Raw genomic sequence first — 24,009 nt, 5'->3', positions numbered from 1 at the left:
GGCATCACCACGGTCACCGTCGACTACCCGCCCGTGAACGCCATCCCGTCCCGGGGCTGGTTCGAGTTGGCCGACGCCGTACTCGACGCGGGCCGGAATCCGGACACCCACGTGGTGATCCTGCGAGCGGAGGGACGCGGGTTCAACGCCGGCGTCGACATCAAGGAAATGCAGGCCACCGACGGTTACGGCGCGCTGGTCGACGCCAACCGGGGCTGCGCGGCCGCGTTCGCCGCCGTCTACGACTGCGCCGTGCCCGTGGTGGTCGCGGTCAACGGATTCTGCGTCGGCGGCGGCATCGGCCTGGTCGGGAACGCCGACGTGATCGTCGCGTCCGACGACGCCGTCTTCGGACTACCCGAGGTCGACCGCGGCGCACTCGGCGCCGCCACCCACCTCGCCCGGCTCGTCCCCCAGCACATGATGCGCACGCTGTACTACACGGCGCAGAACGTCACCGCCCAGCAACTCCAGCACTTCGGGTCGGTGTACGAGGTGGTGCCGCGCGAGAAACTCGACGACACCGCCCGCGGCATCGCCGCCACGATCGCGGCCAAGGACACCCGGGTCATCCGCTGCGCCAAGGAAGCCATCAACGGCATCGACCCCGTCGACGTGAAGACCAGTTACCGCCTCGAGCAGGGCTACACCTTCGAACTCAACCTGGCCGGCGTCTCCGACGAGCACCGCGACGAGTTCGTCGAAACCGGCAAGCCCCGCTCGAACTCGAACACCAGGAAAGGCTGACATCGATGGCGAGCAAACGCGACAAGAGGATCTCGCTCGACGACGCGATCGGGCAACTGCGCAGCGGAATGACCATCGGCATCGGCGGCTGGGGTTCGCGCCGCAAACCGATGGCACTGATCCGGGCGCTGCTGCGCTCGGACGTCACCGACCTCACCGTCGTCACCTACGGCGGCCCCGACCTGGGGTTGCTGTGCTCGGCGGGCAAAGTCAGGAAGGCGTACTACGGTTTCGTGTCCCTCGATTCGGCCCCGTTCTACGACCCATGGTTCGCGAAGGCGCGGACCGCGGGTGCGATCGAGGTCCGCGAAATGGACGAGGGCATGGTCAAGTGCGGCCTCGAGGCCGCCGCCGCCCGGCTGCCGTTCCTGCCGATCCGCGCCGGGCTCGGCTCCGACGTCCGCAGTTTCTGGGGCGAGGAACTGCGCACCGTCACCTCCCCCTACCCCGACGCGTCCGGCACGCCGGAGACGCTGATCGCGATGCCCGCCCTGAATCTCGATGCGGCCCTGGTTCATCTGAACCTCGGCGACCAGCACGGCAACGCCGCCTACACCGGAGTCGACCCCTACTTCGACGACCTGTACTGCGCGGCCGCCGAGAAGCGATTCGTCTCCGTCGAACGGGTGGTGGAAACCGAGGAACTGGTGAAAACCGTTCCACTGCAGAACCTCATCCTCAACCGCATGATGGTCGACGGCGTAATCGAGGCCCCGAACGGCGCCCACTTCACCCTCGCCGGCGACAGCTACGGCCGCGACGAGAAATTCCAGCGCCACTACGCCGAATCGGCGAAGACCCCGAAGGCGTGGCAGCAGTTCGTCGACACCTACCTGTCCGGCAGCGAGGACCACTACCAGGCCGCCGTGAAAAAATTTGCAGAGGAGCAGCAGGCATGAGCGAGACGATCACCGACGTCACCCGCGCGGAGTACTGCGCGATCGCGTGCGCCGACATCTTCTCCGGGGCAGGCGAGATCATGGCCAGCCCGATGGCCACCCTGCCCCTGATCGGCGCCCGCCTCGCGCGACTGACCACCGAACCCGACCTGCTGATCACCGACGGCGAGGCCCTGATCTTCGCCGACACCCCCGCCGTCGGCGCGAAGGCCCCCATCGAGGGCTGGATGCCGTTCCGGAAGGTCTTCGACGTCGTCGCCTCCGGCCGCCGGCACGTGGTGATGGGCGCCAACCAGATCGACCGGCACGGCAACCAGAACCTGTCGGCGTTCGGTCCGCTGCAGCAGCCGACACGGCAGATGTTCGGCGTCCGCGGCGCCCCCGGCAACACGATCAACCACCCCACCAGCTACTGGGTGGGCAAACACACCCCGCGGGTGTTCTGCGACAAGGTCGACATCGTCTCGGGCGTCGGCTACGACCAGATCGACCCGGAAAACCCCGCCTACCGCTTCCACCACCTGCACCGGGTGGTGAGCAACCTCGGGGTGTTCGACTTCGGCGGACCCGACCACACCTTCCGGGCACTGTCGCTGCACCCCGGCGTCACCGCCGACCAGGTCACCGAGAACACCTCGTTCGAGGTGGCAGGACTCGCCGACGCCGGCACCACCCGCGCACCCACCGACGAAGAACTACGGCTGATCCGCGAGGTCCTCGACCCCCGCAACCTGCGCGACCGGGAGGTGTCGGCATGAGCACCCTCCGCACCGCGCTGACCGAGCTGGTCGGCGTGCAACACCCGGTGGTCCAGACCGGGATGGGCTGGGTGGCCGGACCGCGACTCGTCGCCGGCACCGCCAACGCCGGCGGCCTCGGCATCCTGGCATCGGCGACGATGACCTACACCGAACTCGAATCGGCGATCACGAAGACCAAGACCCTCACCGACCAACCGTTCGGGGTCAACATCCGCGCCGACGCCACCGACGCCCCGCAACGCATCGACCTGCTCATCCGGGAGAACGTGCGCGTCGCGTCGTTCGCGCTGGCACCGAAACAGGAACTGATCGCGAAGCTCAAAGCCGCCGGCGTGGTCGTCATCCCGTCGATCGGCGCCGCCAAACACGCCAAGAAGGTCGCCTCGTGGGGCGCCGACGCCGTGATCGTGCAGGGCGGCGAGGGCGGCGGGCACACCGGCCCCGTGGCCACCACCCTGCTGCTGCCCTCGGTGCTCGACGCCGTCGACATCCCCGTCGTCGCCGCCGGCGGCTTCTACGACGGACGCGGACTCGCCGCCGCCCTCGCCTACGGCGCCGCCGGCATCGCGATGGGCACCCGCTTCCTGCTCACCCAGGAATCCACCGTCCCCGACTCCGTCAAACAGCAATACCTCACCCGGGGACTGCAGGACACCACCGTCTCCCGCAAGGTCGACGGCATGCCCCACCGGGTCCTCAACACCGACCTCGTCAACAGCCTCGAACACTCCGGCAACATCCGCGGCCTGGTCGCCGCCGCCCGCAACGCATCCAAATTCAAGACCATGACCGGTATGACATGGTCGACGCTCGTCAAAGACGGCCTCGCCATGAAAAAGTCCAGCGACCGCACCTGGCAGCAGATCATCATGGCCGCCAACACCCCGATGCTGCTCAAAGCCGGGCTCGTCGACGGCAACACCCACGCCGGCGTCCTCGCCTCCGGACAGGTCGTCGGACTACTCGACGACCTACCCACCTGCAAGGACCTCATCGACGGCATCGTCGCCGACGCCATCAAACGCATCGACGCACTCGGCGCCCTCCGCACCTGACGACAGGTTGCAGCTGCCAGCCTGGGGTGCGTGCCAAACAGCCATGGCCACGCACCCCTCTGCTGTCAGCTCTCGTCGGAATGCATATCCTCGAACCGTATCGCCCGGCGATCGACTCCGCTCCGGAGTTCCGGGATGTAGGGGTACCGGGCATTCACACTACCGCGACTGTCGGTTTCAGAGCGGGGAAAGACCCGTCCCGTGTATTCAGCAACCACCTCGAACCCGAGCATCCTTTTTTCGGCTTCCGACAGGTTGTCGTACACGTCGTCATGCAGAGAGGCGACGTAGTCGTCCTGAGGTCGCATGAAGTGCATGCAATAGCCATTGAGGATGGAGAGTCGTGTCTTATCTGAACTTGATCGTCCCTGGAAATGCCACGTTCTACTCTCGAAGATGACCGCCGAGCCTGCCTTACAAACCATCGGTTCCGAGGTGAAGGACTCTAGCGACTCAGCCTTCCCGGTCTGGGGGTTTCTCCCTATGCGTGGCGAAGGCCAGTGATGGCTACCGGGCACCATCTCGGTCACACCCATACCGACTTCGAAGTCGCTCAGCGCCACCATCGCATGGAAGTAGACCGGGGAAGGCGTCGCAAAGGGGATTGGTTGTTGGTCGCTGTGGAGAACTTGGCCCCCCGACCCGCGGCGCACTACGAGACCCGTCGACTGCGCCATAAAGAAAGGAACGCCTCCGAGTATGTGTCGACCATATTCAGCCACAACAGGATTCATGGCCAGGTCGATAAATTCGCGACCTTTGTTCGGCAGTGCCAGGATCGCTTGCCATGCAGGAAGCGCACCGTGTGCGGGCCTCCCGAGCTCGCGGTCGCCGAGCGTGATCTCGTTTGCCATCCTGAATGATGCAACGCCTTGCTCGAGCTCGAGCGCGGCCTGCTCCTCGAGCCTACTTCGCGTGCGCGCCACCTCATCGGCCGAGATCAGGCTCTCGTGAACTGTGTACCCGAACTTGTCGAGTTGACGCTTGCCGAGTTCTATATCGGTAGTCGCGATCGGGTGATCCTGCACGATCTTTGCCGATGTGTCATTCATTCTTTCCCCTTAATTGTTTGCGACGAGGAACCTTGCCGGTGGCGCTAATGTTCTGCAGCAGTGCTGGATGCGTCTTGGTCTGTTGCACTTTTTCATCCGAAGCCCGTACTCGGGGACATCTTCGGCGATCACCAGGCGGGTTCAGGCCACGGACTCCACTGATTGCGGCTTGAGACCATGTCTCATCATCAAACTCGCCACCAGGCCACCGAGAGCGAGAGCAGTCGTCAAGGCATACACGGTGGTGAACCCCATTCCCGCGTAGATCGGCGAGCCCTCCACAACGGTGACGACATTGAGCGAAAGAATCGCAAACCCGATCTGTACGGCGACCGCGCTGCCGAGTGATCCGACAACGTTTACTGTGCTGGCGGTTACGGCTTGCAGCCGCACCGGCGCGGCCGCAATAACGAGATTGGGAATTGCAGCGCTGATCAATCCGCCACCGAATGCGTACACGAGGTACCCGGCTAAAATTGTGCTGAAACTCGTGTGAGCGAGAGCCAGCATCACAGATCCGACCGCCATCAACCCGAACCCGACGACGTTTGGCAGTCGTGCTCCACGCTTCTCCGCGAGATACCCAACCGTGAAGCCCATCAGCACCGACGCAATGCCACCCGGCGTCGTGATGCGGGCCATATACCCCGCTGACTCACCGAGTCCATATGTGATCCCCAGTGCCGCCGGGGTCTGCACGATGAACGACAAGAGGATGAACTGAAGAACGATGACGGCTTGGCCGGTGAACTGGGTGATCAACGTGGTGACAACGGCCCGACCGCGAAGAACTGCGAGGTCAATGAGCGGCTCGACGATCTTCGACTCGTAACGCGCCCACCCGACAAAGACGCCCAGTGTGATTACGCCGCATGCCAGAGTCTTCCATGAAGTCCAACCCCACGTTCCACCTTCACCGAGTCCGAACAGGAGGACCGCCACGCCACCTCCGAGCAGTAAGCCACCAACCCAGTCGATGCTGGTTGTGACGCGCACTGGCGACTCGGGCACGATGATAACTAGAATCCCACCTATCACGATGGGGAGGATTGCCAGCGCGAAGAACACACCACGGTAGCCGAATTGGTCGAGCAGGGCACCTGCGACTACCGGCCCAATAATGCCAGTGACACCAATACCCGCGGTGGCGAGACTGACCGCAAGTGCGAGCATCCGCTTCGGGAAAATATCCCTCATCAGCGAGTATGTGATGGGTAGGATTGCAAGGCCGATACCCTCGATCGCACGCCCGGCGAGAACAACGGCGAAGTTCGAAGCAACGGCAACGATCAAAGACCCGACCGCCATACAGGCAGTCACAATGAGCAGCCATTTCTTCTTGCCGTCCCTGTCCGCGAGCTTTCCGACCAGCGGTGCAGTGACAGCACCGGCGAGGGTGAACAGAGTGGACACCCACGCAATATTCGGCGTCGAGAAGGCCATCGCCATCTCCGGCAGTGCGGGAGTCACCAGATTGAAGGCATACGCTACTTCTTCGGAGAGAAGCACCAGAACTATCAGGACGCCGATCCAACCCGCAGTCGATTTGTGTGCGACACCGTCCGCATCGCGCGAATAGTCCTCGCCGGCAGGGGGAATCGGAGCGGCTCCCTGGCGGGCCCAGTTTTCGGGGTTAGCAGACATGCGCTACCTGCATTTCTTTAGCGGCTAGGCCGCGCGGACGTGAGTGATGTGCGTTGTCCGGGAGTCCCACGGACCATGTGACCCGTCACACATTAAGATAGAGCGAGCGATTCCGTCAACTGATCCACTACGTTGGACGCAGGAATCAAGACCCATCCACGTTGCACTGGAGGGTATTTGACACACTCCCATGGCGGCACGCCACCGGCCCACCGGAGCGAGCGAGTGAAACAAATCTTCGGCAACGCTCACGAAACCAAGCGATCGCTCAATTCTGTGACGGTGTCATCCATGACGCCCCTTTGGGGTTGTGAAGACGAGGAGACGCGAGCGTGCCCTGGTTTCCCATCGGTTCCGCATCGCCCGAGGAGTGGGTTACACCGCCGGAGCTCCCTCGAATCCCTACGCAGCGCACAATGGTCGCAGAAAAGACATTCGACAACGCTGTGTTTGAACTCGAGCGTCCCGCGCCCGTTCACAATGAGCCAGCCCTGCCGGCGGACGATCTCGCGGGATAGTACGGAGGCCACAACCAGCCCGACCTTCAGCACTCAGACGGCCACGCGGTGGGCGATGGCCGCGCTTGCGGTTCGTCCGCTCGTTGCGGCCAAAGATGGTGAGACCTTCTACCGCAACGAGCATGGCTGTCAGCGATGGTCACGGCGCTGCGACCACCCTATGAAACTCCAGCACAGGCCTGCCTACGCGGTTCCTGTTCTGGAGTTGGAGGCATCCGACAGCCGGTCGATCATCCGATACTGAACGGCTGTCCCCACAGTGTGACAGTGCTCTTGACATTCTCGGTCTCGACCTCGACTTTGACGTACGAGCGAGCCTGGGCGTAGCCGGCGCAGCCGTTGACGCCGAGAGAGACGTCGGACCAACCAACGGAACCTGCACCACCCTGGAAGTAGTGAGCGCCCCAATGGATTTCCGATCCATATGCATCCGGCATTTCGATGTCGAGGATGGCGGTGTCAACCGCCYGACCTGGCCCAAGCGTAATACCGCCGTTTGCGCCGCCGGAAGCCGGAATCGAAGCAGTTCCGGAGGCCAGTTGGCTGGGAGTCACTGAGGCTCCTGCATTGCCTGCCACCCCGGCCCCGAAGTCGACCTGACAAGCCAAGATATAACCCGGGTAGATGTAAGCAGTCTTCGCGGGATTGCCTTGAAGGTTGACAGAAGCCTTACCCGACACCCAGACGTTGCGGTGCAGTGGCGTCGAGCCCAGCGACGCTGACACGTTTGCGCTCTCGTTCGTCAAGTGAAGTGTGACTACAGTGCCGTCCGCCAGGGTCTCTGTGGCCGTGCCACCCGGCAGGGGCACGAAGGTGTCAGCGTTCGCGGCACCGACAGAGAAAAAACCCATGGTCGCGACAGCAGCGGCTCCAACCGCAGCCAACCGCGCACCGTTCTTTCGGTTAATAGTCATTGTTCCCTCTCAGGGTAGAAGCCTCGCGCACGCGAGAAAGATGAATTGGAGCAAGCGCAGAAGTCAGCCGATGCTGAACGGGGCTCCGTATAGAACAGTCTTCGAATAGTCGTTGCCCACGATCTCCATTACGGTGTATGCGCGAGCCTGAGCAAAGCCGCCGCAGTTCTGTACCTGCAGTTCGGCGTCGTGGTACTGCAGTGTGTACACCCCGTCCTTCAGGATGTCCTTAGCGGTAACAGGAACGTACTTGACTTCACCGGAGTTCAGGGGAACCGTCAAACCGACAGACGTCGCGAGGGAGTCCATTCCCAAGCTGAGCGACGGGTTGGCCGACAGACCGGTCACGTCCACCTGACAACCCACGATGTACCCGGTCGATACTCGCGAAACCCCGTGTGTGGTAGATCCGTTCGTGCCGTTATACGTACCCGCGGTATTGGGCGTTCCATTTGCGGTGGGCGCCTCGGTGACCTCCTTTATGCCCTTGACATCTGCGGTCACCGTGCCTGACACCCACGCCGTGCGGCCGGCACCATTGGCCGCCAACGACGGCGATACCAATGCACTCTCCGCCGTCCGCGTCACCGTCGCGTTCGGCCCCGTTTTCGACCCATCAGGCAGCGGAATAAGAGTGTCAGCGCTCGCTACGGCGTTGGACATCACGCTGAACGCAAGAGCAGCGGCACCGAGGCCTGCAATACGCACAATGCGGGGGAAACCCGGCTTGTGTTCGTTCGTGATCACTTGATTCTCCTTATTCGGGTTGGAAGCTGTTAACGCGGCCCATAGGCCAAGTTGAGATATGAGGTCGATCCCATCTACGGGAGAGGCATCGAGAGGAGCCTTCTTACTCTCTCCGCATCGACGAAGATCGACCGATGACCACGTGCGGAAGTTATGACGTGCGGGCGCTGTGGCTTTGTGGACCTTCCCATCTCGAGAATGTGGCCCAGGTCAGTTTTCGGATCCGCGGGCACAGCGCTCCACGCTGAGTTGTGGAACTGCGAATCGCGGCGTTCGGTGCTCGCTCTGACGTGAGGGCCGCCTGGAATCGTTCTGCACGACGAACTCAGGACGATTCATCCAAGCCTGGATTCGCCACACACTGGTCCTGTACTGCCCAGCACAACCGCCGCTCCCGCGTGACCGCGTTGCTTACACGCCGTCATACCGGAAATCACCTCATTCACTGCTCATCTATGCCTGTCGTTGCCCTCGCTCTCCGAACACGATTGGTTGGGACAACGAAGACCCAATCGCCGTCGCCTCGAACGCCCTTCGCATCGCATCACTCAGCTGTGCTACCGGTCACAGACCGTAAACGAGACAGCGGGTCTTGGCAATAGCCTCATTGTCTATTCAGAAATCATGGGATCTTTCGAGTGCTGTCGGGACACCCCTATCGCGTGACACCAGATCTCACGCCACGATTAGGAGGAACGCGACAGGGTCGGGTGACAACCTGCGTTCTAGAACGCCCAATTCTCAGGTCCCCCACCCTCAACCAGCAATCAGGGTAGTGGATCAGTTGACACAATCGTTCGATCCAATTATATTTGCGGTCGGTCACCAGTCACACGGCGAGCGGTGACCCTCGGCACTATTGACGATGGAACGTGAGACGACGGAACTTATTACCTGCTTGCTAGCCGGCCGCGAATTTTGCTCGCGGCAATGCCCTGCGAGGGCCTGAAGATTGCTCGGGCGAAATAATTTTGGGCGTGTACGGCGCGGGAGTTCACGCAGGGCAGAACGAGTACCTGCAGCCGCTGATCGATGGCGGCAAAATCCGCGCAGCCTGTGAGACCGCGATCGGGGAGGGCAATCCGGTCTCGGCTCAGTCCTTCGCGCAGGAGTGCCTCAACCCCGCACACGCCGGCCGCCCACCCCACACTGTCACCGCCGACCGTGGCTACGGAGAGAAAGCCGTCGAGGACAACCTCGGCGTGCGCCACGTCATCAACGCAAACCCTCGGCTGGCCGGCGAGCCGAGGAACACCGCCCAGCGCTCCGACGAACAATCCAGTGGCGCAGCGGAGTCGAAGGAAGAACCAGCGTCCTCAAACGTGGATACGGCTGGGATCGCACCCGCATCGACAGCACCGAGGGCGCCAAGATCTGGTCGGCCACGGTGTCCTGGCGCACAACCTGGTCAAGATCAGCACCCTGCCAGCGTGAAGGACGCGGATCGGGGGGACTTGCGCCCAACCCAATCGCTCGGTACCGTCCCGGCGTCCGCGAGATGGTCGCCGGTCGTCCCGCCCGACCACGGACGCCCGGCTTCGAAGATTGATCCGTCCTCGACGTGTAGCAGCATCACATTCCGGACACGAGTTCGTGAGGGACGGAACTCCTTTTCACTTCCTCGAACATTCAACGGAGCATGCTTCGGCGAATCCGGATACGCACCGCCGAACCGAAAGTCCGGCACAACCGGATCCCTGGTGGTCCGGGCGCGGCTCGATCAGCACGCCCGGACCACACGTGCCCTGTTCCAGCCGGCAGCTACCGACACCTCGATCAGTTTTCTTCAGTCGCAGTGTTCTGGACCACCTCGAACCAGGTGGAATCCATCTGGCCGGCTTCAAGTCCCACAAGCTCGTCGCGAGTCGCGCGGAAGGCTTCGTCATGATGCCAGGCCGACCAGTCTTCTCTCGTTTCCCAGACACCGACGATGGCGCGCTCGAGTGGCTCGTCGACCCCCTTGAGAAGCTGCGCTGATATCCACCCCGGCTTTTCACGCGCCGCAGCAACCCGCTCATGCATTGCGCCGTCCCATCGCTCGGCTCCCTCCTCGCGAAGCACAACTCTGGTGATGATTGTCATCATTGTGGCTCTCCTTTCGGACCCTCCTCAGAATGAACCTGTGGGTCGGCAAACTCCACGAACGCGCCGGCACACCGCCGAGACGACGTGAAAGAGGCAGCACCGCGGGATCCCGCGGCGTCGATCAGTACTGCCCGTTCGCCGGATTGTCGCCGTCGACCACCGCCCCCGCGGCGAGTTGCCGCCGGAGGAGGTTGAGCGCCGCGTGCTGGAGGAGGAGCACGCCCTCGACGTTCGTCCCGAGAATGCGCGCCACCTCGACGGCCGGGAGGCGGTGCGCGAGCCGGAGTCGCAGCACCGTCCGGTGGCGGTCGGGGAGGGTGTCCATCAGGGTCGCGGCCCCGGCTGCCTCCTCGTCGTCGATTGTCACGACAGGCCTTTCTCTCGGATCGCACCACTGTCGCCGACCCGATGTCCCAGGTGGAAGGGACCGGAGTCCCGATCGTCCGGGATCCTGCCGACACGGCTCCGACGGCCCGCCCGACGCTTTACGCTGAACGGCATGGCCGCTCTTCGCGCGGAGTGGATCAGAATCTGGCGCAACCCGGCAGACACCCTGGCGACCGTTGCGTTCAATGCCGTCCTGATGATCGGGGCCTGGTTCCTGCTGCCCCGGAACTGGTTGTTCGAGTGGACCGGACCGTCGGGTTTCGCCCTGGCCCTCGCCGGCTGGATGTACGCCGACGTCACCGCCACCAACGTGCTGGCACCGGACCGTGAGCGGGTTCTCGCCGCACTCGACGACGGGGCCGCGCTGGGTGCGTTGCTCGCCGCGAAGGCGGTGGCGCTGTGGATGCTGATCGCGCCGATCTGCGCGACCATCGCGGTCGCCGTGGGTTTCGTCGAGCAGGACTGGCTGTTCACGGCGGTGGTGGTCGTCGCGGTGGCGCTGTGTCCGTTCGGTGCACTCGCCGGGTCGAGTCTCGTCGGTGTGTTCTTCCCCTACCACCAGCGGTCGCTGCGGTGGCGGTGGGAGCAACGCGACCGGTGGCGGACGGTCGTCGTCCGATGGCTGATCCTGCTGGTGGTGCCGTACGGGGTGTTCCCGGCGTTCTCCGTCGCGATCGCCGTCGTCCCGGTCGTGCTGTGGCGCCTCATGCGACCCGCCGATGTGCACACACGGATCGGCACCGCGGACTTCGCGCTGTGCGTCGTCCTCGCCGTCGTCATCTCCGCGCTGATGTGGGTGGTGGCGCGTCGAATCGCCGTGTCGCGCATACAACGCCACGAACCGTTGGCGGCCTACCTGCGCGATCGGGACAGGGGCTGAGCCGGATCCGTGTCCGCGTCCTCCACGACGGCGGCGCCGCGCGCCAGCGCCACCGCGGCCATGATGACCGCGACAAGGGCGACGACGAGCACGGCGGTCACCTTCCGGTCGGCGTCGAGGTACTCGCCGAGCACCACGAAACCGAGCAGCGACGCCACGAGGCGTTCCATCACCGTGGTCGCGGGCAGCGACGCCTGCAGCGCTCCGACCTGAAAGGCCGACTGCCCGCGACCGCGGCGGTGAGGGCGGACGCCCACAGCCAGTCGGCGCGTGTGACTGTGCGCCCGGAGAACTTGGCCCCGAGCGGCAGCGCGAACAGCAGCGACAGCACGGAGTCGGTCACAGTCATTCACTGTAAGAGCAGAATGTCCGGTTCGCCCGGCGACGTGAGTGCCGACGCGTAGCCCCGCACACATCGCCACTCACCWGCGCAGGTGAGTGGGAAAGCGTGCCGGGGCACACGATGCCACTCACGTCAGGAGAGGTGCTTCGGCTGGGGGGTCGACTTGTGGAATCGGTCCGATCCGACCTCGTCCTGGCTCGCCTCCGGTGGGAATTCGGCGCTGTATTTGCCGGCATGTTCCAGGGAGACGATGACGGACTTCGACGTGGGACAGTTGCTGCCGGCCGCCGTGGAATCGAGCGGGACGAGCGGGTTGGTCTCCGGGTAGTAGGCGGCGGCCGAACCCCGGGGCGTGTCGTATTCGACGATCCGGAAATCGTGGGCGCAGCGGACGCGGTCGTCGTCTGCCCAGTGGGTGAAGAGGTCGACCATGTCGCCGTCGTCGAATCCGAGGGCGGCGATGTCGTCGCGGTGCAGGAAGATCACGCGACGGCCGCCCTCGATTCCGCGGTAGCGGTCGCTGAGCCCGTAGATCGTGGTGTTGAACTGGTCGTGGCTGCGGATCGTCTGCAGGATCACGTGCCGCGGGGGCACCTGCAGCACCTCGATCGGGGACACCGCGAATTCGGCGCGCCCCGAGTGGGTGGGGAACGTGCGGGAATCGCGCGGCGGGTGCGGCAGGACGAACCCGCCCGGCCGGCGGACGTTGACCTCGTACCCCTCACAGCCGGGCACCACCCGCGAGATGTGCAGGCGGATGTTCGCGTAGTCGTCCCGCATCTTCTTCCACTCGAGACCGTAGCGGTCGCCGATCGTGGCCTCCGCGATGCGGGTGACGATCCCCACCTCCGAATCGAGGTGCGGGCTGGCCGGTTTCAATGGACCACGGGAGGCGTGGACCGAACACGTCGAGTCCTCGACCGAGATGAATTGCGGCCCGCCGGCCTGGACGTCCTGCTCGGTGCGGCCTTTCGTCGGCAGGATCAGGGCGGTGTCACCGCACACGAGATGCGAGCGGTTGATCTTCGTCGAGATGTGGACGGTCATCCGGGTCTTGCGCAGTGCGGCGGCGGTGACGTCGGTGTCCGGGGCGGCCTGGACGAAGTTGCCGCCCAGCCCGAGGAAGAAGTGCGCCTTGCCGTCACGCATCGCCCGGATGGAATCGACGGTGTCGTACCCATTCTCGCGGGGCGGATCGAAGTCGAACTCCTTCGCGAGCGCGTCCAGGAAGTGCCGCGGCGGACGCTCCCAGATCCCCATCGTGCGGTCGCCCTGCACGTTCGAGTGCCCGCGCACAGGCAGCAGCCCGGCACCGGGTTTGCCGATGTTTCCCTGAGCGAGAGCGATATTGGTGACTTCCTTGATGATCGCCACCGAGTTGTGGTGCTGGGTGAGTCCCATCGCCCAGCAGAACACGGTGGCGTCGGAATCCCGCAGGAGCCGGGCCGCGTCGGTGATCTGTTCCCGCGACAGCCCGGTCGTGCGGGTGACGACGTCCCAGTCGATGTCGGTGACGTGCTGCTTCCACAGCTCGAATCCGATCGTGTGCTGGTCGATGAACTCCTGATCGAGGGCATCCCATTCGACGAGCAGTGAGCCGAACGCCTGGAGCAGCGCGAGGTCGCCGTTCAGTGCGATAGGCAGGTGCATGTCGGACAAGTCGGTGCCCGGGCCCACCATGCCGCGGGGCGTCTGCGGATTCTTGAAGTTGACCAGGCCCGCCTCACGGAGCGGGTTGATCGAGAGGATCTGCGCACCGTTCTGCTTGGCCTTCTCCAGCGCCGACAACATCCGCGGATGATTGGTACCCGGATTCTGGCCCTGCAGCACAATGAGTTTCGCCTGATAGACGTCGTCCATCGTGACGCTGGCCTTGCCGATGCCGATCGACTCCTGCAGCGCGATGCTGGTCGATTCGTGACACATGTTGGAACAGTCGGGCAGATTGTTCGTCCCGAACGCGCGGACGAACAGCTGGTACGCGAACGCCGCCTCGTTGGACGCCCGGCCGGACGTGTAGAAGATCGCCTCGTCCGGACTGTCCAGGGCGTTCAGCTGATCCCCGATCAGGGTGAAGGCCTCGTCCCATTCGATGGGCTCGTAGTGCGTTCCGCCGCGCCGCTTCACCATCGGATGCGTGATCCGGCCCTGCTGACCCAGCCAGTGCTCGCTGTGACAGTCGAGCTCGGCGATACTGTGGCGGGCGAAGAATTCGGGTGTCGCGCGGTCGCGGGTGGCCTCTTCTGCCACCGCCTTGGCGCCGTTCTCACAGAACTCCGCGGCGTGCCGGTGGCCCGGCTCCGGATCGGGCCACGCACAGCTCATGCAATCGAACCCCTCGGCCTGGTTCAGTTGCAGCAACGTCTCGGCCGTACGGACCACGCCCATGTGCTCGAGCGCGCGCTTCATCGACACCGCGACAGCGGTCGGGCCTGCCGCGTGGTCCTTCGGGGGCCCGACCTCGAGATCGGCCTCGTCGTAGTCCCGTTCCTCGTCCTTGTGTCGCATCGTTCAGCCTTTCCTCAGGACGACCTCCCCACCAGTCGACCGAGATAGTCGATGACGTCGTCGGCCGCGGTGGCCGCGGCGGTGAGCGCGACGTACCCGTCGGGGCGCACCACCACCAGCGTGCCACCGTGTGCCCCGTATGCGCTGCGCGCCAAACCGCGGTCGTCGACGACGTCCACGCCGGGACCTCGGGAATCGCCCACCACCACGTACGTCACGTCGTCGGGCGCGTCTTCGGCCAGGGTCTGCAGGATGTGCCGGGAGCCGCCGCCGAACCCGAGGACCGTGAAGTGCGTCCCCCGGAACACGTCGAACAGCCGCAGCGGCGTGCCGTCGGGGCTCAGGCAGGGCGCGTCGGGTGCGCGATCTCCGGCGCGCAGACCCGTCGTCGCGTCCCCGTCCCGCGACAGCGAACTCCACGGGTAGCCCAGACCGAGTTGCTGACCGTCCTCGGTCACCGCGCCCGCAAACCCCTCGGAGTCCTCGCGCCCGAGGTTCGAGGCCACCTTCTGCAGTCCCGCGCTGCTCACCCCGAGCGTCCAGCGCGCGARCGGCAAGCGTTCCTCCTGGTACGTGTCGAGGAGCGACGGGTCCGCGGAGCCGGCCAGGGCGAGAGCCAGCTTCCACCCGAGGTTGTAGGCGTCCTGGATTCCCGTGTTCATCCCGAGCCCACCGGACGGCGGATGAACGTGGGCCGCATCCCCGGCCAGGAACACCCGACCGTCGCGGAAGCGGTCCACCATCCGCACGTTCACATGCCAGGTGGACAGCCACGTCGGTTCGGACAATCGCACGCCGGGGCCGCAGGCGATGTCGTCGAGAACCCGCTGGAAGTACTTGAGCGACGGTTCGGGCAGGTTGCCTTCCTCGTCGAAGTCCGCGAACGGCACGCCCTGGAACTGCCAGGAGTTGATTCCACGGAACGGGCACAACGCGACGAACCCCCGCTCGGGGTGCGTCCACTGGTACCAGCGATCGGGGACCAGGCCGTCGACGGACACGTCGCCGAGGAGCATGCCCTCGATGCCGCCCGTCCCCTCGAACGTCACCCCGAGCGCCTTGCGCACCGCGCTGCGCCCGCCGTCRCAGCCGACCAGGTAGCGCGCCATGACGGTCCCGCCGCCGGCGAGCCGGACGGTCACCTTGTCGGTGGTCTGCTCGAAGCCGACCACCTCGACACCGCGCTCCACGTCGATCCCGAACTCCGACAGTCTTTCTCGCAGGATCTGCTCGGTCCGCCACTGCGGGATCATCAGACCGCCGTCGTAGGGCCGATCGGGGGTGGGGCTCAGGTCCGCGTGCGGGTCGCTGTCGCGCACCACCTGGCCGCGCACCGCGACCCGGCTGGGCAGGTGCCGGAACCCCGCCTCGACGATCTCGTCGACGATGCCGAGATCGTCCATGACTTCCTGGCTGCGCGCGGTCAATCCCTTTCCCCGCGAACCCGCGAACGGCTCGGGCGACTTGTCGAGGATCCGCACCTCCACGCCCCGACGCGCCAGTTCCAGCGCGAGCGTGAGCCCGGTCGGACCGGCACCGGCCACCACTGCCTCGGTAGGGCTCATGGCGTCATCGTATTCGGGACGGCACCGATCGCGCGGGAAAGTCGCTGCACAATCGTCGACGAAGGTTCGCCCTTACCGGTCTCGCGGAGTGATCCTCTCGCTCAGAAGTTTCCGCGGGCGGCTTGTTCGCGTTCGATGGCTTCGAAGAGGGCTTTGAAGTTGCCGATGCCGAAGCCGAGGGAGCCGTGGCGTTCGATGAGTTCGAAGAACACGGTGGGCCGGTCGACGAGGGGTTTGGTGAAGATCTGCAGCAGGTAGCCGTCCTCGTCGCGGTCGACGAGGATGCCGCGTTTCTGCAGTTCGGCGATCGGGGCGCGGACGTTGCCGATCCGGGCCCGCAGKTCGGGGTCCTCGTAGTAGGAGTCGGGGGTGGCCAGGAATTCGACGCCCTCGGCGGTSAGCTGGTCGACGGCGGTGAGGATGTCGTTGGTGGCCAGCGCCAGGTGCTGGGCGCCGGGRCCGCGGTAGAAGTCGAGGTATTCGTCGATCTGCGAGCGTTTCTTGGCGAGGGCGGGTTCGTTGAGGGGGAACTTGACCCGGTGGTTGCCGTTGGAGACGACCTTGSWCATCAGGGCGGAGTAGTCGGTGGCGATGTCCTCGCCGACGAACTCGGCCATGTTCGTAAAGCCCATGACCCGGTTGTAGAAGTCGACCCAGTGGTCCATCTTGCCGAGTTCGACGTTGCCGACGACGTGGTCGAGGGCCTGGAACAGCCGCTTGGGGGCCCCGTCSCGTTTGGTGTGCGACGACGCCCGCTCGACGTAGCCGGGCAGGTAGGGGCCGGTGTAGTTGCTGCGGTCGACGAGGGTGTGGCGGGTGTCGCCGTAGGTGGCGATCGCGGCGAGGCGGACGGTGCCGTGCTCGTCGGTCACGTCGTGGGGTTCGTCGAGGACGGTGGCGCCCTGGGCGCGGGCGTGGGCGATGCACTTGTCGACGTCGGGGACGGCGAGGGCGATGTCGACGACGCCGTCGCCGTGGGTGCGGTGGTGCTCGATCAGGGGGCTGTCCGGGTTCACGGCGCCTTTGATGACGAAGCGGACGGCGCCGGATTCGAGGACGAAACTGTGGTGGTCGCGGTTGCCGGTGGTGGGTCCGGAGTAGGCGACCAGGGTCATCCCGAACGCGGACTGGAAGTAGTGGGCGGTCTGGGTGGCGTTGCCGACCACCCAGACGACGGCGTCCCAGCCGCTGACCGGGAACGGGTCGCGGGTGCCGTCGTACTCGACGAGCCCGACCAGTTGCTCGAGCTGGCCGAGGTCGAGACCTGCCAGGCGTTCCTTGTCGGTGAGAGTCTGCTCGATCGTCATCGCTGTCTTCCTGGTTCGAGGGACGGAGTGTGGCTTGTTGCCTGGGTCACTACGAAAACCCACCCCGCCCACATAGGCAACCGGGCCAGCAGAAGCTAGCCACAGTGCCATCTTCGGCGACCCCGGAACCACTTTTCTTATACAGTCGGACTAGTTGAATCCGCCCGGAGAGGTCTGGCCATGAAGGACGCAGTGCAGTTGGACGAGCTCGACTTCGCCCTTCTCGACGCCATGCACGACGACCCGAAGGCCGGCGTGCTGGAGCTGTCGCGCCGGATCAAGGTCGCTCGGGCCACCGTTCAGGCGCGGGTGCGCAAACTCGAGGAGTCGGGCGTGATCGCCGGGTACGAGCCGCGTCTCGACATCGCGGCCGCGGGGTTCGACGTGCAGGCGTTCGTCACGCTGGAGACGGCGCAGGGCGCGCTCGACTCCGTGACGTCGGAACTGGAGTCGATTCCCGGCGTGCTCGAGGCCTTCGCGACCACCGGTTCGGGCGACATCCTGTGCCGCATCGCGGCGGGGTCCCACCTCGGGTTGCAGCAGACACTCATCGATCTGAACAAGTCGAGTGTCGTCGCCCGATCCACCAGCGTGATGGTGCTGTCGGTCATCGTCCCGTACCGGTCGATGCCCCTCCTGCGGACCCTCGACCGGCCGCGCTCGGCGAAGGCCCCGGCCTACCGCACAGCTTCCTCGGAACCGGATTAGCAACACGATCATCGGCTCTGCTGCACAAACTGAATAGAAAATCCTGGAACTTCTTTCTCGGTGATGTTCATCGTGGCTATGTGCCGCCCGGCCGGTTGCGGCGCACGAGTGGTGCCCGACACAGTGATCGCCGTAACAGCGCGGGCAGCGGTCGGGAACACCGACCGGGTCGCCCCGAGCCCCCGGCAGTCGAGAAACCGAGAGAAGCCATGAAGAATCTGCTCACCCGATTCGAAGAGAAGGCCCCCGAGATCGTCTTCGAGTGGCACGACACGGAGACCTCCGCACGCGGATGGACGGTGATCAACTCGCTGCGTGGCGGCGCTGCCGGCGGCGGCACCCGGATGCGTCGCGGTCTCGACCGGCGCGAGGTGGAGTCGCTCGCGAAGACCATGGAGGTCAAGTTCACCGTCTCGGGTCCGGCGATCGGCGGCGCGAAGTCGGGCATCGACTTCGACCCGACCGACCCGCGCAAGGACGAGGTGCTGCGACGCTGGTTCAAGGCCGTGACCCCGCTCCTCAAGGCGTACTACGGCACCGGCGGCGACCTGAACGTCGACGAGATGGCCGAGGTCGTGCCGATCACCGAGAGCTACGGCCTGTGGCATCCGCAGGAGGGTGTCGTCAACGGGCACTTCGCGGCCAGCGATCGTGAGCGGGTCCAGCGGGTCGGACAGCTGCGCCTGGGTGTCGCGAAGGTCGTCGAGGATGCGCGGTTCACTCCCGATCCGCACGCGAAGTACACGGTGTCCGACCTGATCACGGGCTGGGGTGTCGCCGAATCGGTGCGGCACTACTACCGGGTCTACGGCGGCGAACTGGCCGGTAAGCGCGTGATCATGCAGGGCTGGGGCAACGTCGGCGCCACCGCCGCGTACTACCTGGCGCAGTCCGGGGCCCGGATCGTCGGCATCCTCGACCGCAACGGTGGGCTGTCGAACACTGACGGCTACGACTTCGAGCAGATCCGCGCCCTGTTCCTGGCCAAGGAGGGCAACGAACTGCGCGCAGCAGGCACGGTGCCGTTCGAGGAGATCAACGAGACGATCTGGAGTTCCGGCGCCGAGATCTTCCTGCCCTGCGCCGCATCACGTCTCGTGACCCGCGACCAGGTGGACCGGCTGATCGCCGGTGGCCTGGAGGTGGTGGCGAGCGGCGCCAACGTGCCGTTCGCGGACGACGAGATCTTCTACGGCCCCATCTACGAGTACGCCGACAAGAGTGTGGCCGTCGTCCCCGACTTCATCGCCAACTGCGGTATGGCCCGGGCGTTCGCGCTGCTGATGGAGGGCGACATCGAGGTGTCGGACGAGGCGATCTTCGGTGACGTCTCCGCCACCGTCGCCACGGCGCTCGAGCGCTGCTTCGCGCGATCGTCGCAGCCGACCGGAATCGCCGGTACCGCGTTCGAGATCGCACTCGATCAGCTCGTCTGACGGCCGGGAGCCCCCATGAACACCGTGCACGACCCACCGAAATCCTCTGGCCTGCAGCAGGCGATGAAACCGAGACAGCTGGTGATGATGAGCCTGGGCGGCGCGATCGGCGCCGGACTGTTCGTCGGCTCCGGTGCGGGCATCGCCGTCGCCGGACCCGCCGTGCTCGTCTCCTTCCTCATCGCCGGATTCCTCGTCGTCCTCGTGATGCGGATGATGGGCGAGATGGTGGCCGCCGACCCCGACAGCGGCGCGTTTTCCGTCCACGCCGAGAACGCGATGGGCCCGGTCGCCGGCCGGACGATCGGCTGGCTCTACTGGGTGCAGGTCGTCATCGTGGTGGCCGCGGAAGCGACCGCGGCGGCGGCGATCACCGCCGCCTCCATACCCGCAGTGCCGCAATGGCTGGCAGCCCTCGCGTACATGAGTGTGCTGACCGCCGTGAACCTGGCGGGCGTCTCCCGTTTCGGCGAGTTCGAATTCTGGTTCGCCGCAATGAAGATCGTCGCGATCGTCGCGTTCCTGGCGGTCGGTTCCGCGATGATCCTCGGCTGGATTCCCAGCTTCGACGCGCCCGGCCTGTCGAACCTCACCGGTCACGGCGGGTTCGCCCCCAACGGTGTCACCGGCATCGCGGCCGGCCTGCTGATCGTGGTCTTCGCGTTCGGCGGCACCGAGGTGATGGCCATCGCGGCCGCCGAGACGTCGGAACCGCGACGCAACGTGAGCCGGGCGGTGCGGTCCATCGTGTGGCGGATCCTGGTGTTCTACGTCGGTTCCGTCCTCATCATGGTGGCGGTGCTGCCGTGGACCGCCGACGAACTCGCGACGGGACCGTTCGTCGCGGTCCTGAACGCCGCGCACGTGCCCGGAGCCGGCGCCGTCATGACCGTCGTCGTGGTCATCGCATTGCTGTCGTCGCTGAACGCCATGCTGTTCAGTGGCTCCCGGATGATCTACTCGCTGTCCGAGCGTGGGGCGGCGGCGAAGGTGTTCGGCCGGGTGTCGGGCAACGGCGTTCCCCGCGTGGCGGTGCTGGCGTCGGTGACGTTCGGGTTCGTCACCGTCGTCCTCAACTACCTCGCCCCGGATCGTGTTCTGCCGCTGCTGCTCAACGCGGTTGGCTCGACGATCCTGGTGCTCTGGACGTTCGTCACCGTCTCGCAGATCGTGTTGCGGCGGCGCGCCGAGAAGTCGGGCCGGACGGATCTGCCGCTGAAGATGTGGGGCTTCCCGTATCTGTCGTACGTCGCCCTCGCGCTGCTGGCCGCGGTCGCGGTGCTGGCGTTGTTCGACGACGCGGCACGCAACCAGCTGTTCGCGACGCTCACGTTCACGTGTGCGATCACACTGGCCTGCTGGGTGCTCGGACGCAGGCAACGCGGTGCGGCCGCCGACTCCACGCCGGAGAAGACGCCCGAGACCGTCGGCTGAGACGACACCCGCGGTCTCACGGATGTCGAGGGGTCATCCGTGGGGCCGCGGTGGTCTCCCGCTCAGCGGACACGTTCCGGTCGCCGAACCCTCCCGCCGCCTACCGTCGAACGCACACGACGAAGGGCCGGGAATGACCACACATCCAGACGTTTTCACCCCGGCCACGCTGGGCCCCATCACGTTACGCAATCGGGTCATCAAGTCGGCCACGTTCGAGGGCCGCACTCCCGACGCGCTGGTCGCCGACGAACTGATCGAGTTCCACCGCCGGCCCGCGGCGGGTGGGGTCGGGATGTCGACGGTGGCCTACTGCGCCGTGGCACCGGAGGGTCGCACCGAACGCGGGCAGTTGTGGATGCGCCCGGACGCCGTGCCCGGGCTGCGCAGGCTCACCGACGCCATCCACGCCGAGGGTGCGGCCGCATCCGCCCAACTCGGGCACGCCGGACCCGTCGCGAACGAGAAGTCCACCGGACTGCCAGCGCTCGCACCGTCGCGGTCGTTCAACCCGCTCAGCATGCGGATGATCCGCAGCACCACCACCGCCGACATCACCCGGATCACCACCGCCCACGGAACCGCGGCACGGATCGCCGTCGAATCCGGTTTCGACGCCGTCGAGATCCACTTCGGCCACAACTACTTCGCCAGTGCGTTTCTCAGCCCGAAGCTGAACCGTCGCACCGATTCCTACGGCGGATCACTCGAGAACTGGGCCCGGGTGGTGCGGGACGTCGCCCGGACCGTGCGCGACGCCGTCGGCGGCCGGGTCGCGATCCTCGCCAAGCTGAACATGGACGACGGCGTCCCCGGCGGGTTCTGGCTGGACGAGGCCATCCAGGTGGCCGGACTGCTGGAGCACGACGGCAGCGTCGACGCCCTCGAACTCACTATGGGCAGTTCACTTCTCAACCCGATGTACCTGTTCAAGGGTGACGCGCCGGTGCGGGAGTTCGCGGCCGCCATGCCGCAGCCGGTCCGCCTCGGCGTGCAACTGCTCGGGAAGTCGATGATCCACGCCTACCCGTACCGCGACCTGTTCATGCTCGAGCACGCACGCCAGATCCGTGCGGCGGTGACCTTGCCGCTCGTCTTGCTCGGCGGAGTCACCGACCGGGCGGGAATGGACACCGCCATGGCCGAGGGCTTCGAATTCGTCGCCATGGCCCGGGCGCTGCTGCGCGAACCCGACCTGGTGAACCGCATCCGGTCCGAGTCCCGCACCCAGTCGTTGTGCATCCACTGCAACAAGTGCATGCCCACCATCTTCAGCGGAGCGCGCTGCGTGCTCGTCGAGTGATCACCAGCTCGTCTGCGCCAGAACCGCATCCAGCGCCGCGTAGCTCTCGTTCATGCCACTTTCCATGCCGGACTGCAGCATGCCGTCGCGCTCTTCGGGAGTGTGGAACTGACTGACCACGGACAGCTTGGTGCGTCCGTCGCCGAGGTCGGTGTAGGTGTTGTTCTCGACGATGACGTGGCCGGGCATGCCGTCCCACTCGAACGTGTACACCAGGCGCTCTTCCGGGGTGATCTCCCGGAATCTGCCCTCGAAGCCGTGGGTTTCGCCGTCCGAATGTTCGACGAAGCGCCAGTGCCCGCCGCGCTCGAATTCCCAGCGTTCGAGGTCGAGTTCGTTTCCGCGGCCCCACCACTGGGCGAGCAGTTCCGGTCTCGTGAATGCGGCCCACACGCGGTCGCGGGGAGCGTTGAAGATGCGTTCGACGTGGATCTCCCGGTCCGTCGGCGTCGAGACGGTCGCGGTCGTGGGGGTCTGCGAGGTGCTCATGACGTGCCTTCCGTTCGATTGAGGAATTCGTCCAGACGGTCCAGGCGCCCTTCGAGCGACAGCTGGTAGTCGCGGATCCAGGCCACCTCACGCTCGAGGGGATTGGTCCCCAACATGCAGTACCGCACCCGGCCACGTTTCTCGGTCACGACCATCCCCGCCTCTTCGAGCAGTCGCACGTGTTTCTTGATGCCGGTGAGCGTCATCTCGAAGAGTTCGGCCAGGTCACTGATCGAGCAGGCGCCCTCGCCGAGCCGACGGAGGATCCCACGTCGCGTGGGGTCTGCCAGTGCGGCGAACGTGGCGTCGAGAATCGGATACTGAACCATCAAGTTCAGTGTTGCACGCGCGTGGCGCTCCGTCAACGGTTTTCGGTACGAATCGGTAGCGATCCGGACACCCGCATGCCGCAGAGGTGGACGTCCGAATCCGTCGGTGCACGTTCGCGCCGGAGAGAGGCGGGAATGACATCACGCACCCTTCCTCACGGCCCGATGAGGTGTTCACCCATGGGCCCGTTGCGCTCACCTGGGGGCCCGCGGTCCGACTCGGACGCGGTGTTCTCACCCAGCGAGGGTGCCGTGCTGGAACGGTATCCGGGCAGGTAGTCCAAGTCGGACAGGGTGATCGTGCGCCGGCACCCGCTGGGGCTTTCGGTGTGCAGGAGGTCGTCGGCATACGCTACGGCGCGCGCATCGAGATAGGTAGAGAGCGGCGCTGGTGGTGCGTCCTTCGGTGTCGCGTCGCTGGCGAGCCTCGTCGGCACCGGAGCATCGATCGACCAGCGCCTGCGCACGCTTACCTCAGTGCCGCTTGGGGCCAGTCCTTCGGCGGAGCTGCCAGCCTGCTGCAGATCGCAATGTCGCGCGCCGCCGGCACCGCTGTCGATTCCGCTCATCGGTCATGGTCACCGGTGCCATCTTTGTTCCTGGACGCCACAACGCCTTCCCACCTTGCACACCCATGACGGACGCTGACCACAAGGCTCACTGGACGCCCGGTTGTACGCTTCGCCGACCACGATCATCGCGCCTCGTTCGACGGTTGTCGCGTCTCCTCGAGACGTTGCCGCTGCCGGACCCCGTACGCCGCCTCCTTAACGGCGGCGTCGTCCTCGAGACCCGACCCGAGGGCCCCACCGATGGTGGCGATGGACGCCAGCAACCAGGTGAGCGTCAGGTAATCGGAGAAGTTCACCGCGCGCCCGAGAATGCGGGACAACAGTTC

At 65.5% G+C, this 24,009-nt stretch carries 22 protein-coding genes and 2 pseudogenes; 10 read left to right on the top strand and 14 right to left on the bottom strand.

Going from position 1 to position 24,009, the window contains the following annotated elements; translation table 11 throughout:
• From echA20 to ipdC, 4 genes are all read left to right on the top strand, one after another.
• On the top strand, positions 1–747 hold a 747-nt coding region (echA20, locus tag AC1D1G_RS24360; protein WP_477954014.1), incomplete at its 5' end, for a (7aS)-7a-methyl-1,5-dioxo-2,3,5,6,7,7a-hexahydro-1H-indene-carboxyl-CoA hydrolase.
• 5 nt (positions 748–752) lie between these two features.
• Positions 753–1,646 carry a cholesterol ring-cleaving hydrolase subunit IpdA gene (gene ipdA, locus AC1D1G_RS24355; RefSeq protein ID WP_477954013.1) on the top strand — a complete coding sequence of 298 codons (894 nt, stop codon included), beginning with the start codon at positions 753–755 and terminating at the stop codon, positions 1,644–1,646.
• Positions 1,643–2,404: a cholesterol ring-cleaving hydrolase subunit IpdB gene (ipdB, locus tag AC1D1G_RS24350; RefSeq protein WP_477954012.1), complete on the top strand. Its 762-nt coding sequence runs from the start codon at positions 1,643–1,645 to the stop codon at positions 2,402–2,404. The genes ipdA and ipdB overlap by 4 nt, the downstream gene beginning before the upstream one ends.
• Complete coding sequence (gene ipdC, locus AC1D1G_RS24345; protein WP_477954010.1) at positions 2,401–3,462, top strand: (3aS,4S,5R,7aS)-5-hydroxy-7a-methyl-1-oxo-octahydro-1H-indene-4-carboxyl-CoA dehydrogenase; 1,062 nt, start codon at positions 2,401–2,403, stop codon at positions 3,460–3,462. The genes ipdB and ipdC overlap by 4 nt, the downstream gene beginning before the upstream one ends.
• 65 nt (positions 3,463–3,527) lie before the next feature.
• Here the strand turns inward: ipdC and AC1D1G_RS24340 are convergent, their stop codons facing one another.
• From AC1D1G_RS24340 to AC1D1G_RS24325, 4 genes are all read right to left on the bottom strand, one after another.
• Positions 3,528–4,514, bottom strand: coding sequence for a phytanoyl-CoA dioxygenase family protein (locus AC1D1G_RS24340; RefSeq protein ID WP_317569496.1), 987 nt, complete (start codon positions 4,512–4,514; stop codon positions 3,528–3,530).
• A gap of 141 nt (positions 4,515–4,655) precedes the next feature.
• Positions 4,656–6,158, bottom strand: a complete 1,503-nt coding sequence (locus tag AC1D1G_RS24335; protein WP_477954009.1) for an MFS transporter — start codon at positions 6,156–6,158, stop codon at positions 4,656–4,658.
• Positions 6,159–6,906: 748 nt separating this feature from the next.
• A complete protein-coding gene (locus tag AC1D1G_RS24330) occupies positions 6,907–7,590 on the bottom strand; it encodes an MspA family porin (RefSeq protein ID WP_477954008.1) in 684 nt (227 codons plus the stop codon).
• A gap of 63 nt (positions 7,591–7,653) precedes the next feature.
• Entirely contained in the window at positions 7,654–8,334 is a 681-nt protein-coding gene (locus AC1D1G_RS24325) for an MspA family porin (RefSeq protein ID WP_283334511.1), read from the bottom strand.
• 1,070 nt (positions 8,335–9,404) lie between these two features.
• On the opposite strand from AC1D1G_RS24325, the pseudogene AC1D1G_RS24320 reads away from it, so the two are divergent.
• A pseudogene (locus AC1D1G_RS24320) lies at positions 9,405–9,771 on the top strand (transposase); the annotation flags it as partial.
• Between the two features lie 342 nt (positions 9,772–10,113).
• Here the strand turns inward: AC1D1G_RS24320 and AC1D1G_RS24315 are convergent.
• Both AC1D1G_RS24315 and AC1D1G_RS24310 read right to left on the bottom strand, forming a co-directional pair.
• Positions 10,114–10,422: an antibiotic biosynthesis monooxygenase family protein gene (locus AC1D1G_RS24315; RefSeq protein ID WP_477954007.1), complete on the bottom strand. Its 309-nt coding sequence runs from the start codon at positions 10,420–10,422 to the stop codon at positions 10,114–10,116.
• A 121-nt stretch (positions 10,423–10,543) separates the two neighbouring features.
• A complete protein-coding gene (locus tag AC1D1G_RS24310) occupies positions 10,544–10,789 on the bottom strand; it encodes a sigma factor-like helix-turn-helix DNA-binding protein (RefSeq protein WP_283334388.1) in 246 nt (81 codons plus the stop codon).
• 132 nt (positions 10,790–10,921) lie between these two features.
• Between AC1D1G_RS24310 and AC1D1G_RS24305 the strand changes: the two genes are divergently transcribed.
• Complete coding sequence (locus tag AC1D1G_RS24305) at positions 10,922–11,689, top strand: hypothetical protein (protein WP_477954006.1); 768 nt, start codon at positions 10,922–10,924, stop codon at positions 11,687–11,689.
• Here the strand turns inward: AC1D1G_RS24305 and AC1D1G_RS24300 are convergent.
• The 4 genes from AC1D1G_RS24300 to hppD form a co-directional block, all read right to left on the bottom strand.
• Positions 11,662–11,946: a DMT family transporter gene (locus AC1D1G_RS24300; RefSeq protein WP_477954004.1), complete on the bottom strand. Its 285-nt coding sequence runs from the start codon at positions 11,944–11,946 to the stop codon at positions 11,662–11,664. The genes AC1D1G_RS24305 and AC1D1G_RS24300 overlap by 28 nt on opposite strands.
• Before the next feature lie 218 nt (positions 11,947–12,164).
• Positions 12,165–14,540 (bottom strand): FdhF/YdeP family oxidoreductase, encoded by a 2,376-nt coding sequence (locus AC1D1G_RS24295; RefSeq protein WP_477954002.1) that lies wholly within the window; start codon positions 14,538–14,540, stop codon positions 12,165–12,167.
• Positions 14,541–14,554: 14 nt separating this feature from the next.
• Positions 14,555–16,105, bottom strand: a complete 1,551-nt coding sequence (locus AC1D1G_RS24290) for an FAD-dependent oxidoreductase (RefSeq protein WP_477954001.1) — start codon at positions 16,103–16,105, stop codon at positions 14,555–14,557.
• A 101-nt stretch (positions 16,106–16,206) separates the two neighbouring features.
• Positions 16,207–17,412, bottom strand: a complete 1,206-nt coding sequence (gene hppD / locus AC1D1G_RS24285) for a 4-hydroxyphenylpyruvate dioxygenase (RefSeq protein ID WP_477954000.1) — start codon at positions 17,410–17,412, stop codon at positions 16,207–16,209.
• A 180-nt stretch (positions 17,413–17,592) separates the two neighbouring features.
• Here hppD and AC1D1G_RS24280 point away from each other — a divergent pair, with 180 nt between their 5' ends.
• The 4 genes from AC1D1G_RS24280 to AC1D1G_RS24265 all read left to right on the top strand — a co-directional run bounded on the left by AC1D1G_RS24280 (position 17,593) and on the right by AC1D1G_RS24265 (position 22,293).
• Positions 17,593–18,120, top strand: a complete 528-nt coding sequence (locus tag AC1D1G_RS24280) for an Lrp/AsnC family transcriptional regulator (protein ID WP_005261973.1) — start codon at positions 17,593–17,595, stop codon at positions 18,118–18,120.
• 209 nt (positions 18,121–18,329) lie between these two features.
• Complete coding sequence (locus tag AC1D1G_RS24275) at positions 18,330–19,556, top strand: Glu/Leu/Phe/Val dehydrogenase dimerization domain-containing protein (RefSeq protein WP_133985475.1); 1,227 nt, start codon at positions 18,330–18,332, stop codon at positions 19,554–19,556.
• A gap of 15 nt (positions 19,557–19,571) precedes the next feature.
• Positions 19,572–20,990, top strand: a complete 1,419-nt coding sequence (locus tag AC1D1G_RS24270; protein WP_477953999.1) for an amino acid permease — start codon at positions 19,572–19,574, stop codon at positions 20,988–20,990.
• Between the two features lie 133 nt (positions 20,991–21,123).
• Positions 21,124–22,293 (top strand): NADH:flavin oxidoreductase, encoded by a 1,170-nt coding sequence (locus tag AC1D1G_RS24265; protein ID WP_477953997.1) that lies wholly within the window; start codon positions 21,124–21,126, stop codon positions 22,291–22,293.
• Here the strand turns inward: AC1D1G_RS24265 and AC1D1G_RS24260 are convergent, their stop codons facing one another.
• The 4 genes and pseudogenes from AC1D1G_RS24260 to AC1D1G_RS24245 form a co-directional block, all read right to left on the bottom strand.
• Positions 22,294–22,782, bottom strand: a complete 489-nt coding sequence (locus AC1D1G_RS24260) for an SRPBCC family protein (protein ID WP_061044740.1) — start codon at positions 22,780–22,782, stop codon at positions 22,294–22,296.
• Positions 22,779–23,111 carry an ArsR/SmtB family transcription factor gene (locus AC1D1G_RS24255; protein ID WP_477953995.1) on the bottom strand — a complete coding sequence of 111 codons (333 nt, stop codon included), beginning with the start codon at positions 23,109–23,111 and terminating at the stop codon, positions 22,779–22,781. Before AC1D1G_RS24255 ends, AC1D1G_RS24260 begins: the two co-directional genes overlap by 4 nt.
• A gap of 155 nt (positions 23,112–23,266) precedes the next feature.
• Positions 23,267–23,680, bottom strand: a complete 414-nt coding sequence (locus AC1D1G_RS24250) for a hypothetical protein (RefSeq protein WP_477953994.1) — start codon at positions 23,678–23,680, stop codon at positions 23,267–23,269.
• A gap of 125 nt (positions 23,681–23,805) precedes the next feature.
• A pseudogene (locus tag AC1D1G_RS24245) lies at positions 23,806–24,009 on the bottom strand (hypothetical protein); the annotation flags it as partial.

It is taken from the genome of Rhodococcus sp. P3_B8 (assembly GCF_056402775.1).
This window is presented reverse-complemented; position numbering and strand designations above follow the sequence as displayed.